Below are 12,979 nucleotides of genomic sequence, written 5' to 3' on the forward strand. Positions count from 1 at the left end.
CCTCTGAGACGGAGGTGGCATAAACCAGGTCTCCACCCAGTCCAGGACGGTTCACTGTGGCTGTGGTGAATCGGGCTCGCAGATCACGCACCACACCGGCCTCGTGCGCGCGGTCAGAGTCGGCCCACGTGGTTTCCAGCTTCCGGCGTTCGATCTCGAGCTCATCGTCGGCTCTCGCGCGTTCGGACTCTCGCTGTTTGGTGCCGTTGTGCAGGGCGATTCCTGCGGCGCCGAGGGCTGCGACGCCGGCGGTCACCGTGCCATACGGGGTGGCAGCTGTCTTGAAGAACTCGCCCCACTGCGCTGGGTCCACGACCCCGAGGAGCACCAACAATCCGTACACCGCTAGCGGACCAACGTAGACGACGCTCACAATAGTGACACCGCCGGTGACGATCCACTTCGTTCTCGGCCACCGAAACTCCCACCACCGAGTCCGGACCGGCGCAACCTCGTTGGGTTCCTCCGCTGCTGGGTCTGCCGCCGGACCAGGATCGCTGGGTGGGGAATCAGTCACCCGCACACCATACGAACGAAAAGGGTGCGGCGCTCACGGTCGTACCCTGAGCCCATGGCCTATCGCCCAGGGGACCGCGTGCGGATCGTCGGTACCGACCGTTGGGGCAAGGTCGCGGGAGAACTCTCACCCCTGATCGCTGTCGACCTCGATGACGGCGACCGGGGTGTGTTCGCGGCCGAGGAACTCGAGTATCTCGACTGACCGACTCGCCCCCCGGATCACCCACCGGTCTGTCGTCTGATCGGATTACACTGCGGTGGTGTACATCTGACGGGAAGTGACCGCCCCCGAAGCGGCCTGCGTAGTCGATAATCGGCACATGATTCTGGCTGACGACCTGCCGCCGACACCGGATGCTCCGGTAACCAATTTTGTGACCCCGCCGACCTCGGACGCGTTCCTCACGCAACCGTGGGCCACGCTCTTTGCTGGTGTCGCCGCGATCATCGCGGCCGCGATCGCGTTCTGGGTCGCTTACCTCACCCGGCGCCAACTCGAAAAGCACTGGCAGACCAGCAACCGCCAGGAGCGGTTCACCACCGCCGCCACCCAGCTCGCCGACGACAACCCCGCCGTCCGCATCGCCGGCGTCGCCGCCCTCGAAGCGCTCACCAACGACTGGATCGCCACCCCCCAACACAAGCACCGACACGAAAAGAAACACCCCGACCACCTCACCACAGGTTTACGTCACCCCCAGGCCCAAGCCTGCGTCAACGTCCTGTGCGCCTACCTCCGACTACCCGAAACCAGCCGCGACGACTCCTCACTCACCCACGAGACCATCACCCGCAACCACGTCGACGGCAGCACCCGAGAACAAACCCACCACTACAAACCCGACGACCGCGAAGTCCGCAACACCATCCTGCGCACCATCACCACGCACCTGCACCCCGAGCACACCCACCCGTGGACACACCTCGACTACGACTTCACCGCAGCACACCTGCACGACGCTGACTTCACCGACTGCCAGTTTCACGGCGCGACGACGTCGTTCGACGGGGCGAAGTTTCGCGGCGAGAAGACATCGTTTCACGGGTCGCGGTTTTGCGGCGGGGCGACGTCGTTCTATAAGACTCAGTTCCACGGCATTTACACCACGTTCTACGACGCGCAGTTTCACGGCGATGTGACCTCATTTACTCAGGCGCAGTTCCGCAGCGAGGAGGCGACAGTGTTCGACCATGTGCAATGCTATGGCGAGGCGACATCCTTCTATCTGGCGCAGTTCCGCAGCGCGATGACGTCGTTCGACGGGGCGAAGTTTCACAGCGACGAAGCGATCTTCATCGGGGCTGAGTTTCGCGGCGAGAAGACATCGTTTCTAAGGGCGGAGTTTCACTGCGGGCATACAGAGTTCCACGAGGCGAGATTTTACGGCAGGTTCACGTCGTTCGACGGGGCGGAGTTCCGCAGCGCGATGACGTCGTTCGACGGGGCGGAGTTCCGCAGCGCGCAGGTGTCGTTCGACGCCGCGCGGTTTCGCGGCCAACGGGAGTTGATATTCGGTAAGGCGAAGTTCCGGCAGGATCAGCCTAGCTTTGATGGGGCAGAGTTTGGCGTTGAGGATTTCGGTTGAGGATTTCGATCACTCCGGCGTACGTGCCGAGCCAACCCCTTGTCATCATAGTGATGACGTGGTAGTGTCATCACTATGATGACAGATCGAAAGCGTTTGGTACCCAAGGACTACGAGAACTATGACGGCGTTCAAAACGAGCTTCGCCATGGCGATTTTTTCCACCCGAACACGCCGGTGTTCGAGCAGGTCGTCCGCGAATGCGGGCTGCTGGCCTCTGTGGAGGAGGCTGCGCGCGATCTGGCGTGGGATACCTTCAGGCGCTGGGATGACGACGGCCGCCCGGTCCTGGAGGACGAGGGCCTGTATGAGGCGTACTGCAATCTCGAGGATGCCCTAGCTGTGAAACGTAATCCCGCGCCCGCGGACGCTTTTGAGCGGCGCCGGGCGATGGTGCAGCCGCCGACCGAAGCCGAGGCGCTCGACGCGGTCGCCGTGCTCGCTCAGGCGGGCCGCTACTACAGCAAGGGCCGCCATCACGACCGGTTGGTGTTCGCGTTGGCCACCAGCGAGCGGTTGACCGCGCAGAGCGACGAAATGCTGCTGAACGCGGTGATCGCCGCCCGAAAAGACGGCCGCAGTTGGGAATACATCGGTGAGGCTCTGGGCTTGGCCCGGCAGAACGCGTATCGGCGGTTCGCTCACCGTATCCCCCCGACCCCGCAGGAGATCGCCGATCAGCTCAACGCCTACCAGACCAGCCATTCCGCCGACGGCTCTGACGGGCCGGTCGACAATATTTGGCAGGACCTCATCTACGGGCTCGACGCCTACGATCCGGAGGCCACCGAGGCCGCCGACCCGGATTCTCGCAGCGACGTCGTCGTGTTGACCGACGGGTCCACCATCCGATGGGATCAGCAAGCCGGGCAATGGTATGTCGACTGAGATGCAGTCGGGCGCGGGGTTTCTCGCTGATGACGGTGAGCGCGTGCAGTGCCATGAGTGTGGCCGGTGGTTTCGAGCACTGGCCTCACATCTGGCCCGTGCTCACGAGTTGTCGACCCAGGAGTACCGGCAGCGGCACGGCCTGCCCCGCACCCAACCGTTGACTTCCGCTGCGTCTCAACGACTGCGCCGCGAGATCGGGGTATGGCGCCGCGACAACGATCCGACGGTGATGGCCGCCCTCGACGGGCACGCTGCGCGTGCCCAACGGGCGGCGGGGTTCCCCGACACACCGCGCCGGCAGGTCAGCGCTGATCGGGTGTCGGTTAGCAAACGCCGCTCGGCGCGGGAGCGTCTGGACGCGGCGATCGCCGACGCGGGGTTCGCCGACCTCGCCGAGGCCGCCCGGTGGGCGCAGGAGTTGGGGCTCGGTTGGTCGGGCCTGGGCGCCGCGCTCGGCGACTTTGGTCACACATGGCTGGCCGAGGTCGCCGCGGAGCGTGGCGTCACGCTCGCCGCGCTCCGCACCGCTGGCGTGTTGCACAGCCGCCGCTACCTCGCTGCGGCCCGCGACTACCGCCGCCAGTGGGGCAGCCTCGATGTGCCGACAGCGTGGACCACCGACGACGGTGTGCGACTCGGGCGATGGCTGGTGGTCCGCCGCCACATCGCCCGCGCTGGCCGACAGTCCTGGGTGATGGACTCCCTCGACGACATCGACCCGCAGTGGCGCACCTACGGCCGCATCAACACCTCCTGACCTCGCCGCCTCTCCCCTGACCTCGAACCACCCCTGGAAAGGAGCCCGATCATGGACACCCTGCTGACCCGTGAGGAAGCCGTAGCACGGCTGGTGGATCGACACGGCCTCGACGGCCGTCGCCCGCTGCGCCTGCCGACCGCCGATCCTGACGGCCGCTATCCGGTCGCGGTCATCGATGGCTGGCACAACCCGATGCTCGATCACCGTCACCATGTGCAGTGTCCCGGCCTCGCTGCCGGTGACCCGCAATCGCATCTGGCCGCGATCGGCCTGCTCGCACTGCTGGCCGAGCAGCGACCGGAGCTCGAGCCGCGGATGGCGTGGGGCCGCGATGGCCACGGGCGGTGGTGTGCGGCCATCGAAATCGACGGTGCCCGCCTGTGGACGACGAGCTCCGAGCGATGGGCCGGCACCCCACGGCAAGGACTCACCACCGCCGATACGGTCGCCGACGAGATTGTGGCGTGGCTGCTCTACGACTACCGGCCCACCCCGGCGATCAACGCGTGGAATGGCGGGTCCGGTCTCGGCCTGGGCTACACACCCGCCGGTGGGCAGAAATCCTCCACCCGCACCGTGCCCGCCCTGGACGCAGTCGCCGGACTCGGTGACCGCACCACCGAATGGGCCGACACCCTCGCTGTCGCGCGTGACCTCGTCGCAGCAGCACGCGCGCAGGGATGGTCGAAAACCGAGTTGATCATCCACTGCCACAACCGCTTTCCTGATCCCCGATGGGTAGCCGCGTGCTGGACGCTACGCACCTCCGAGGATGGTGACCTGCTGGTGCCCGATCGGCTCCTGGGGACCGGCGGCAACATCGGCTCCGGTGACCTCGGTGCGATCACCGCCCGCCGCGTGCTCGACATCGCCACCGACCCGCGCTCGGAGGGCTGGCTGATCGACACCCTCACCGGTGCCACCGCGACCCCGCTGATCGCTGACACCGCAGGACATCTCGCCTTCCCCGGACTGGTCAATCCGTGGCGATGGCTGCTCGCCGTCGAGGGGTTGATCGCTGTCGCGTCGATCGGCGCGTGGATGCCCGGCACCGGCACCCGACTCTCCCGGTGCCTCACCACCGGCTCCCTCCCCGACCGTCACGGTCAGGACATCGACATCGACTACACGATGTGGCTGCCCATCTGGGACGGCTGGCGGTCCTGGCGCAGCGTGCACCAGGGCCTCGCGAGCTGGCTGCGCTGGCGCGGCCACGACGCCCGCACCGCCGCCGACGCACTACTGGGCAACGTCATCGATGACCTCACTGGCTGGGCGTATCCGATCGCCGCCCGCAACGGACAAAACCACGTCGTCCTCGCCGGCACCCAGGGACTCCCTCGATGACCACTGCCGGCCGGCCACGTCGCTACACCGATGATGATGTCGCACGATGGCGTCGCCTCCTCGATGAGGAGGGCTGGACTTTGCGCAGTCTGGCTGAGCATGTGGGCGTCTCCGACTCGACGATCAAACGCCGCGTCGGGCGCCGCGATGTGCGTACCGGGCCACCGGAATACGACATCACCCCGGACGAGGCGGTGGCCGAATACGAAGCCGCAGGCTCGGAAGAAGCCGCAGCCAAAACCTTCGGCGTGTCCCGATCGGTCATCCGCCGCCGCCTCTACCTGGCAGGGCTCCGCGACACCGACTTCCACAACAGATAGTTCGGCTTCCGTAACCGGCGAGGGCGAAAGTTTTCCGAGTGTTCTGGCATGATCGGCGTATGGCGCCGAAAAATACCGAACACTTCGCGAATATCGTTCGTGACGCCGTCATGCAGCTTGGGTTGACGCAGTCCGACGTCGCCAGTCGAGGCGGGCCCAGTGACACAACGCTACGACGCATTCTGGCTGGTGACCCCGTCGGCGTATCGTCGACGACCCTCCGCAAGCTCGACGCTGCACTTGGCTGGCGCGCGGGGTCGGCTGCCCAGGCTCTCCACGGCGGACAACCCGTCCCGTGCGCAGTCGAACTCACCCGCCCGGTCTCCCCTCTCGAGTCATTGGATGGGTCGACTGAAGAGTGGGAGCCGGTCCAATCCCCCGAGGAGCTGGCGGTTGCTCAGCGGCAGATCGCGCTAGCCAGGGAGGCGCTCGATCGCGGTGACTCGTCGGTTGCGCTGGACACGCTGGTGGGGGTCAGGTCGGTAGTGGAACTCGCCATCCGCAAACTTGCCGCAGATGTCGGTGGGTGAGTACGCAGCTGGGCTATAACCAGCATGGGTCCCCTATGGATAGCAATTACCCATAGGGGACCCATGCTGTCGGACCTGCGTTGCTAGAGGATATTGGTGGGTGCTTGCAGGTGCCACACAGTGGCCGGGAGGGTGTCGCTGACGCAGAGTGCTTGTCCGGCACGCCATTCGGCGCGCAGGGTGGCGTTGGCGTTGATGAACGAGACGCAGTCGGTGCTGGTGGCGAATGGCCCGTATTCGTAGTACACCGAGTTGTCGGACCAGGTGCGGTGTTTCTGCACGACCTGGATGTCGGCGTGGGCCGGTGCGGCGGCGGTGGCGGCGATCGCGGCGGCGATCACCGCCCCGGCGCCGAGGGTGCTCAGCCGGCGGGTGGTCCGGCGTCGGGTGGAGAGTGTCATGGTCATGTTCGGGTGTCCTTTGTTGTGGGTGCTGCCCGCCGGGTGCGGGGAGCGGGGGACCCACGGATCACGAAGCGACCCACTGACAACAGGGGTGTGCACGCAGCACCACCGCCCGGTCCGCCTATCGGCGGCCGGGTGTGGTGGTGGAGCTGGTGGGTGTCCCTGTCATCGCGTGCTCACCTCGAGGTCCGAGGAATGAGCCGTCGGTCAGATCAGGGAACGACGGGGGTGGTGGCGGCGGGTGGGGTTGCTGTCACTGTTTCGGTGACGGTGCTCGCCGCCGGTGTCGAGGTCACGGTTTCCGTGGTGGTCTCGGTGGTGGTTTCAGTGACCGTCGCCGGCGCCGCGCTGGTGGTGTCGGTGGATTCTGCGGCCGGCGACATGCCGGGCATCGTCGTGGTCTGTACCGACATGCTCGCCGCCGCGGCGACCGACATGTCGCGTAGCGCTTCGGCGAACTTGGTGACGCGTTCTGTGGTGCCGGCGGGGGTGTAGTGAATCCCGTCGGGGTAGAACAGCGAGTCGGATGCTTGTGCCGCCCAGTCGAAGACGGTCAGATTCGGATACGTCGCTTTCGCCGCATCGAGTGCTTGATCGAACGCGGTCATCGCTTCCGGGGCGAACCCGGTGTGCGAACGGGCCGCGTCGGTGGTCTTCACGGTCGGCCACAGCACCGGTCGGCCGCCGGCGATGGCCATCACCTTCTCGATGCGCTGTGCGGCATTCACGCTGGCGCCGCCGGCCACGGCCGCGGCGTCGTTGGTGCCCAACGCCACCACGAAGCAATCCGGGTTCTGCTGGTTGATCGTCTCCAGGGCCTCGAGGCCGGGACTGGCGGTGGAGGTGCGCTCGACGAGCGCGCGCCCGCTGGCGACATCGATGATCGCCCGCTGCACACCGGCGACCGACCGCAACTGCGGTTCCAGCCGCTGGCTCTCGTCGGGAATGAATTGCGGGTCAACCATTCCCACCGAGGTCGAGTCCCCGACGTAGCCGACGGTGCGGCATGCGCCACCGGTCGGCGCGGCCGCGGGGGTGTCGGTGGGATCGGCCCACGCGATCCCAGCGGCGGCGCCTGCGCAGACCGCGCCCGCGGCCGCGGTAGCGATACCGATCCGAACCTTGCGTGAGAGGGGTGGCCGCCCTGTGGGCAGCCCAAAACTATTCGTGCGACCAGACATCAGTCGCTCCTTCCTGATTCACCTTTTCTGTGGGTGAATCACCCCACGGCGACGGCATGCCGGGAATGGTGATTCACCTGCGAGTGTAGCCGCGATACACCACACCGCAGGACCGGTTCACCCTGCTGTCCGCTGGGGTGGTCACCGATCGGTGGGGCATGTCCCCCAGAGACCGGACCGGTGAGCGCGAGCGCCGGCCTCGGCAGCCTGGAACTGCCGCCGGTAGGTGTAGGGCTGATCGTGGTAGTCGTACTGTCGGCCGAACCCCTGCTCGATGAGTTCAAGGTCGAGTAGCGACCCGTCCTCGAGCCACACGTAGGCCAGCGTGCGGCCGTAGCGGTCCCGGGCGCCGGCAACCGGGTCGGACTCCAGCCACACCGAACGCCCGGACACTGTGCGGGTCGTGAATGCGGAGGCCTGCGGCCCGAAACACTGGACCGGGGTGTTCGGCCGCTTGGTTTCGGGGGTGTCGACACCGATCAACCGGACCGACACCACCGCGCTGTGGCGGCGCACGAGGATGGTGTCGCCATCGCTGACGTGCACGACCGGGAACGGGCTCTGCGCGCTGGCCGGGCGCACCAGCGACTCTGACCCTGACGCGGGCGCTGGTGCCGGGGTGGTGTGTCGGGTATCGGCGGGTGCGGTGCTGGTGCAGCCGGTCAGCAGCACCGCGGCCAGGACGGCGCCGGCCGCCGCGGGTGTCAGGCGGTGCATGGTGCGCAGTCGCGGGGTAGCTGGGCGCCGAGCCGGATCATCAACGCCCGTGCCGCGCTGACGTAGCGGGCGAGTTCGGGGTCGTCGACGTCGCGCAGCCGCGCGCCGAGTGACGCCGCGATGAGATCGGCCTCGGCCCAGTTGTCCAGCGGGCCGGCGTGTAACCACCGGTCGGGGTCGGCTTCGGCCACGATCTGCGCGGCCGCCTGGAGCTCGCCGGCGGTGCCGCTCGAGCACCCCGAGTCGGCGGCGCCCTGTAACGCGGTCACGATCCCGCGCAGGACCCGGCGCGGACTGACCATGGTGTTGGATGTGCGACTGGACGGCATCAGTCGTTCCCCTTCTCTTCATTCACCTTTTCGGTTCTGCCAGTGAAGAACACACGCCGCTGGGCCTTCACCTGCCGGTGCGCCGCGTGGTCTCCGTCCGATGAGCGTAACCGCGTACACCGGCACCACACGGGCGGTGTCCACAGCCCTGCGGTTATCCACACCCGTGAGGACATCTCCCCCACCTGGTGGTGGCCCAGGGTGTGGGTGGCGTCTGGTGGTGTCGGCTGCGCCGCCACGTTCGGAAGCGGCTGCGCCGCACTGTGGACCGCGCTGCGCGCGGCCTGGTTCTTGTTGTGTCCTTCTGGCCTCCCGATTTTGATCGCTGCGGCGGGCTCCGACAAGAGACCGACTCCGCTGCGCTCCGGCCCTGCGGGCGCGCAACACTTTTCGCCGAACGCGGTCGCTGCGCTCCCTGCGAAAACTGTCGCGCTCGACTCTTGCTCTCCACCCGCCTCCGCGATCCCAATCTCCCATGCCAGAAGGGCACAAACAGTGGCGGACCCCTCCACGGGAGGCCACCGGGAGCGCTTGTCGGCACCGGCACCCACATCGGTTGCCGGACAAAGAAAAACCCGGTCAGCGACTATCTGACCGGGGTGTGATCACGATACAGGAGATGTCATGTCCAACACCACCACCACCCAGACCGCCGACGCCACCGCTGAGACCAACGCCGAGGTGTCGGTGAGTGCGGTCTTGGAGTACGTGCACCCCGACACGCTGGTGATCGGGGACAACGCCCGCACCGACACCGACCGGGCCTTGACCAAGGAGTTTCGTCGGTCGGTGCGTGACTTCGGCATCCTGGCTCCCCTCGACGTGGAACGACGCGGTGAGGAGTTGGTGATCATCGACGGCCAGATCCGGTGCCTGGCCGCCCGCCTCGAAGGACTGGACCGGGTTCCGGTCATCATCACCGACCCCGACAGCGATGACGACGACAAGGCCCGCACCATCGCCCGGATTCGGCGGCAGTGGGCGCACAACGAACGCCGCACCGGATTCACCCAGACCGAACGGATGAATGCGATCGAGCAGCTGCATTTGGCCGGGGTGTCGGCCACCAAGATCGCCCGCGAGCACCTGCATATGCCCAAACCGCAGGTCGACGCCGCGCTCGCAGCGACCGGCTCGACCGCCGCCCGCGACGCGCTGGCCACCCACGCCGACCTCACCCTGGATCAAGCCGCCGTGCTGGCCACCTACGACGACGACCCGCAGGCCGTGGCCGCGCTACTCGCCGCCGCCGACGCCGGACGCTTCGAGCACGTCGCCGCCGAATATGCGGCCCGCGCCGCCGAACGCGCCCTCATCCGCGAGGTAGCCGAACCCCTTGCTGCGCAGGGGTTCACCGTGCACACCGACGCAGTTCCCGAGTTCGACACCGCCGAGTGGACCAACCTGCGCTGGCTCTACACCGCCGACGGCTCCGACGCCGACGATCCCGCCGTGTTCGACCCGACCACCCTGCCCACCGACGCGGTGACCGCCCACGTCGACGTCGACGAGATCGAGGTGTACCTCGACCCGTCCGGGCAAGAGGTGGACGAGGACCGCATCGATTGGCGACTGAGCCGGTCCGACGACCCGGACGAGGTCCCCGCCGACGGGTGCGTGGACCCGCGCACCCTCACCGAGTCGACGCGCACCGTCACCACGGTCGACTGGTGGGTGCATCAGCCCGCCGACCACGGTCTCTACAGCCTCGCCGAGCTCCGTCGGCGTGAGTCAGAGTCCGACAGCAGCCCCGTTGACGGGCCCGATGCCAGCGACGCCGCCGACAGCGAGGTCGGTGCCGCCGAGCGCGCGGTACAACGCGTCCAGGCCGCTGCCGAGGCCGAGGCGAAGAAGAAGGAGGAAGCCCGCCGTGTGCGGGTCTTGAACAAGCTGGCGCTGGCCGCTCAAGAAGTCCGGCGGGAAGAGTTGCGGAAGGTGTTGTCTCGGAAGACGTTGCCGAAGGGCAAAGCCGCTGAGGTGGCCGGATTCCTGACCTCGATGCTCTGGCAGTACCACTCGATGCTCTCCCAGAACAGCATCGACGCCGACGCCAAGGGCATCACCCGTGACCTGCTCGGTGCCGACCCGATCGATGCCGCCGACGGTGCCAGCGCCGAACGCCGCCAGATCATCAACCTCGCGATCGCGTTCGGCGCACACGAAGCGAACCTACCCAAGGACGCCTGGCGTGGTGGCCACGAGTACTACCGCTACGTCGCCGACGCCCGCACCGCCTACCTGCGGTTCCTCACCGAGGTGTTCGGCTACACCCTCGCCGACATCGAGCAGGTGATCACCGGCGACACCGACGCCACCGAGATCCCGCTCAGCTAACCCCCGACGCGGGCAGGGGGACGCGCCACCCTCGGCGCGTCCCCCGCCCGCCCGCTTCCCTTCCCCGCTCGTCACCCGTGAGGCCCCTGTCATGTCACCCGAACCGCTCGAACTCTGGCCGCGTTGCGCCCTGCCCGGCTGCCCGAATCCCACCACCGTCCAAAGCCATCCCTGCCCCGATTGCCGCCACCACATGAGCGCATACCTGCATCACCACCCGGGCGGAGCACCTCTGAGCGCCGAGACACAAGCTCAGCGCGACAACGACATCCGCGCCGCCCATACCGCGCAACGCACGCTGGCCACCGACCCGAAGGCCCGCGCGATCTCCACCGCCGCCCATGACTTGGCCATCGCCGCCGGAGACCGCACCACACGCGGGCAACTCTGCTGGCTGTGCGAGCAGCGCCGCGCGTGCACCCGCATCGCGGGCCGATGGGAATGCGCCGACTGCCGTCACATCACCTGACCGCCGCCGACCGGACGGCGGTCCGAGGTGTCGGCTGCGCCGCCATCGATAAGGAGCGGCTACGCCGCACAGTGGACCGCGCTGCGCGCGGCCTCAGTCTTGTTTTCCCTTCTGGCCTCCCGATTTTGATCGCTGCGGCGGGCTCCGACAAGAGACCGACTCCGCTGCGCTCCGGCCCTGCGGGCGCGCAACACTTTTCGCCGAACGCGGTCGCTGCGCTCCCTGCGAAAACTGTCGCGCTCGACTCTTGCTCTCCACCCGCCTCCGCGATCGGAATCTCCCATGCCAGAAGGGCAAAAAAGTTGGCGGACCACCCAGAGACGCCACCCACCTACCGGAGGTAGCACCCGTGAGCAAGCGACGCGAAACCCCACGCCCCACCGACACCATCGTCGTCACCCGCGGTGTGGTCACCCGACTGGTGATCAGCGCCGTCGGCGAACAAAAGTACCGCATCACCACCCTCGCCGAAGGCACCCGATCAGCCTCACTGCAACTCGAGCTGCCCGACCTCGTCATGCAATTCACCAGCGCCGCCCAGGTCCAACACATGCGCGGTTTCCTCGCCTTCGCGCAGGCCGCGACCATGGGCATGCTCGAACACCACCCCCTGACCCAAACCCTGTCCGCGCGGTGCTCGGCCTACATGCGTAACACCGTGGTGTGGGAACGGGTCCCCTCGGCAACGGTGTCGCGTGACGCCATCACCACCGGCGGGCAACCCATCCCGTTCCTCGTGCTCTACTACGATCCGCTGACCCTGCGCATCCTCGACCTCACCGCCTACCGCGCGCTGACCGAGGCCTTCGCCCGCGCCCACCGCACCGCTGTCGGCGTGTTCCCCGACGGCGGCGCCCACCGCGCCGATCCCACCAAACCCGAATGGCAGCCCGACGAGTACGCCGACTTCATCCGCCGCGACCGCCAACCGGTCAAACTCCACACTCGTGACCGCCGCCGCGCGGCCACCACCCCCGGCAACAGCCCCGCATAGGCCACCGTCCACAGGCCCCCGGTTCTCCACAGAACCGGGGCCGACGCACGTCCGGACCACCCGCACCCACACCCGCACACCCGACACTGAACACCACACCTCGTCACCGAAAGGACCCCGCCGTGATCACCTGGACCGTCACCACCTACACCCCCGGCCACCCCGCACCAGCGACCACCTACGACACCACCGACACCCGCACCACCGCGCTGACCGACGCCGCCAACGCCGCCCTGACCGCCCTCGACACCGCAGTATCGTCCAGCAGCGCCACGCCGTACCTGTCGATCACCGTCGACGGCGAGATCCTCGTCATGCTCGCCGTCGGCATCGACGACCACGGACACCCCGACCTCGCCGACGCGATCGCCACCATCCACGCCGCCCTGACTCCCCCGCCGCTGCACCTGACCTAAAAGGAGCAGCCTTCGGCCGCGCAGTGCTGGTGTGCGGCGGCACCCGGCTGCGCTATCGCTCCGCCGGCCACCACCGCACCGGGTCCCAGTGGGCAGCCCACTCACCTTCTACGCGCGCACGTCGACCAAGCCTGACCGATCGGGGGCCCGAGGTGTCAACCCACGCCCGGCGACTACCGCGT

Annotated in this window: 15 protein-coding genes and 1 pseudogene; 11 read left to right on the forward strand and 5 right to left on the reverse strand. The window is 67.6% G+C overall.

What is annotated here, in order from left to right; all coding sequences use genetic code 11:
• Nucleotides 1-373, reverse strand: a pseudogene (locus tag P3L18_RS25155) (hypothetical protein); the annotation flags it as partial.
• Between the two features lie 198 nt (nucleotides 374-571).
• Between P3L18_RS25155 and P3L18_RS25160 the strand changes: the two are divergent.
• The 7 genes from P3L18_RS25160 (at nucleotide 572) to P3L18_RS25190 (ending at nucleotide 5,953) form a co-directional block, all read left to right on the forward strand.
• Nucleotides 572-721, forward strand: coding sequence for a hypothetical protein (locus P3L18_RS25160; protein ID WP_276115610.1), 150 nt, complete (start codon nucleotides 572-574; stop codon nucleotides 719-721).
• Between the two features lie 118 nt (nucleotides 722-839).
• Nucleotides 840-2,105 (forward strand): hypothetical protein, encoded by a 1,266-nt coding sequence (locus P3L18_RS25165; RefSeq protein WP_276115611.1) that lies wholly within the window; start codon nucleotides 840-842, stop codon nucleotides 2,103-2,105.
• Between the two features lie 75 nt (nucleotides 2,106-2,180).
• Nucleotides 2,181-2,993: a hypothetical protein gene (locus P3L18_RS25170; protein WP_276115613.1), complete on the forward strand. Its 813-nt coding sequence runs from the start codon at nucleotides 2,181-2,183 to the stop codon at nucleotides 2,991-2,993.
• A 43-nt stretch (nucleotides 2,994-3,036) separates the two neighbouring features.
• Nucleotides 3,037-3,753, forward strand: a complete 717-nt coding sequence (locus P3L18_RS25175; RefSeq protein WP_276115614.1) for a MucR family transcriptional regulator — start codon at nucleotides 3,037-3,039, stop codon at nucleotides 3,751-3,753.
• A gap of 51 nt (nucleotides 3,754-3,804) precedes the next feature.
• Complete coding sequence (locus P3L18_RS25180) at nucleotides 3,805-5,103, forward strand: hypothetical protein (RefSeq protein ID WP_276115615.1); 1,299 nt, start codon at nucleotides 3,805-3,807, stop codon at nucleotides 5,101-5,103.
• Complete coding sequence (locus tag P3L18_RS25185) at nucleotides 5,100-5,423, forward strand: hypothetical protein (RefSeq protein ID WP_276115616.1); 324 nt, start codon at nucleotides 5,100-5,102, stop codon at nucleotides 5,421-5,423. The genes P3L18_RS25180 and P3L18_RS25185 overlap by 4 nt, the downstream gene beginning before the upstream one ends.
• A 38-nt stretch (nucleotides 5,424-5,461) precedes the next feature.
• On the forward strand, nucleotides 5,462-5,953 hold the full coding sequence (locus P3L18_RS25190; protein WP_276115617.1) for a helix-turn-helix domain-containing protein: 492 nt from the start codon (nucleotides 5,462-5,464) through the stop codon (nucleotides 5,951-5,953).
• A gap of 83 nt (nucleotides 5,954-6,036) precedes the next feature.
• Here the strand turns inward: P3L18_RS25190 and P3L18_RS25195 are convergent, their stop codons facing one another.
• The 4 genes from P3L18_RS25195 to P3L18_RS25210 all read right to left on the reverse strand — a co-directional run bounded on the left by P3L18_RS25195 (nucleotide 6,037) and on the right by P3L18_RS25210 (nucleotide 8,584).
• The gene (locus P3L18_RS25195) at nucleotides 6,037-6,360 is read right to left on the reverse strand and encodes a hypothetical protein (RefSeq protein ID WP_276115618.1); all 324 of its coding nucleotides are present in this window, start codon (nucleotides 6,358-6,360) and stop codon (nucleotides 6,037-6,039) included.
• Between the two features lie 209 nt (nucleotides 6,361-6,569).
• A complete protein-coding gene (locus P3L18_RS25200; protein WP_276115619.1) occupies nucleotides 6,570-7,538 on the reverse strand; it encodes an SGNH/GDSL hydrolase family protein in 969 nt (322 codons plus the stop codon).
• Nucleotides 7,539-7,679: 141 nt separating this feature from the next.
• On the reverse strand, nucleotides 7,680-8,255 hold the full coding sequence (locus tag P3L18_RS25205; protein ID WP_276115620.1) for a thermonuclease family protein: 576 nt from the start codon (nucleotides 8,253-8,255) through the stop codon (nucleotides 7,680-7,682).
• Nucleotides 8,243-8,584 carry a hypothetical protein gene (locus tag P3L18_RS25210; protein ID WP_276115621.1) on the reverse strand — a complete coding sequence of 114 codons (342 nt, stop codon included), beginning with the start codon at nucleotides 8,582-8,584 and terminating at the stop codon, nucleotides 8,243-8,245. Before P3L18_RS25210 ends, P3L18_RS25205 begins: the two co-directional genes overlap by 13 nt.
• 624 nt (nucleotides 8,585-9,208) lie before the next feature.
• Between P3L18_RS25210 and P3L18_RS25215 the strand changes: the two genes are divergently transcribed.
• From P3L18_RS25215 to P3L18_RS25230, 4 genes are all read left to right on the forward strand, one after another.
• Nucleotides 9,209-10,918 (forward strand): ParB N-terminal domain-containing protein, encoded by a 1,710-nt coding sequence (locus P3L18_RS25215; RefSeq protein WP_276115622.1) that lies wholly within the window; start codon nucleotides 9,209-9,211, stop codon nucleotides 10,916-10,918.
• Between the two features lie 193 nt (nucleotides 10,919-11,111).
• Nucleotides 11,112-11,387, forward strand: a complete 276-nt coding sequence (locus P3L18_RS25220) for a hypothetical protein (RefSeq protein WP_276115623.1) — start codon at nucleotides 11,112-11,114, stop codon at nucleotides 11,385-11,387.
• A gap of 349 nt (nucleotides 11,388-11,736) precedes the next feature.
• Complete coding sequence (locus tag P3L18_RS25225) at nucleotides 11,737-12,381, forward strand: hypothetical protein (RefSeq protein WP_276115624.1); 645 nt, start codon at nucleotides 11,737-11,739, stop codon at nucleotides 12,379-12,381.
• A gap of 122 nt (nucleotides 12,382-12,503) precedes the next feature.
• Nucleotides 12,504-12,797, forward strand: coding sequence for a hypothetical protein (locus P3L18_RS25230; RefSeq protein ID WP_276115625.1), 294 nt, complete (start codon nucleotides 12,504-12,506; stop codon nucleotides 12,795-12,797).
• The last annotated feature ends 182 nt before the right edge of the window (nucleotides 12,798-12,979 follow it).

Origin of the sequence: Gordonia sp. N1V, assembly GCF_029269935.1 — a bacterium.
GTDB lineage: Bacteria > Actinomycetota > Actinomycetes > Mycobacteriales > Mycobacteriaceae > Gordonia > Gordonia polyisoprenivorans.

Coding starts and splice junctions, on each gene's coding strand:
- P3L18_RS25220 (WP_276115623.1), top strand. CDS start 11,112: ATGAGCGCATACCTGCATCACCACCCGGGCGGAGCACCTCTGAGCGCC.
- P3L18_RS25210 (WP_276115621.1), bottom strand. CDS start 8,584: ATGCCGTCCAGTCGCACATCCAACACCATGGTCAGTCCGCGCCGGGTC.
- P3L18_RS25170 (WP_276115613.1), top strand. CDS start 2,181: ATGATGACAGATCGAAAGCGTTTGGTACCCAAGGACTACGAGAACTAT.
- P3L18_RS25160 (WP_276115610.1), top strand. CDS start 572: ATGGCCTATCGCCCAGGGGACCGCGTGCGGATCGTCGGTACCGACCGT.
- P3L18_RS25205 (WP_276115620.1), bottom strand. CDS start 8,255: ATGCACCGCCTGACACCCGCGGCGGCCGGCGCCGTCCTGGCCGCGGTG.
- P3L18_RS25200 (WP_276115619.1), bottom strand. CDS start 7,538: ATGTCTGGTCGCACGAATAGTTTTGGGCTGCCCACAGGGCGGCCACCC.
- P3L18_RS25185 (WP_276115616.1), top strand. CDS start 5,100: ATGACCACTGCCGGCCGGCCACGTCGCTACACCGATGATGATGTCGCA.
- P3L18_RS25215 (WP_276115622.1), top strand. CDS start 9,209: ATGTCCAACACCACCACCACCCAGACCGCCGACGCCACCGCTGAGACC.
- P3L18_RS25195 (WP_276115618.1), bottom strand. CDS start 6,360: ATGACCATGACACTCTCCACCCGACGCCGGACCACCCGCCGGCTGAGC.
- P3L18_RS25180 (WP_276115615.1), top strand. CDS start 3,805: ATGGACACCCTGCTGACCCGTGAGGAAGCCGTAGCACGGCTGGTGGAT.
- P3L18_RS25165 (WP_276115611.1), top strand. CDS start 840: ATGATTCTGGCTGACGACCTGCCGCCGACACCGGATGCTCCGGTAACC.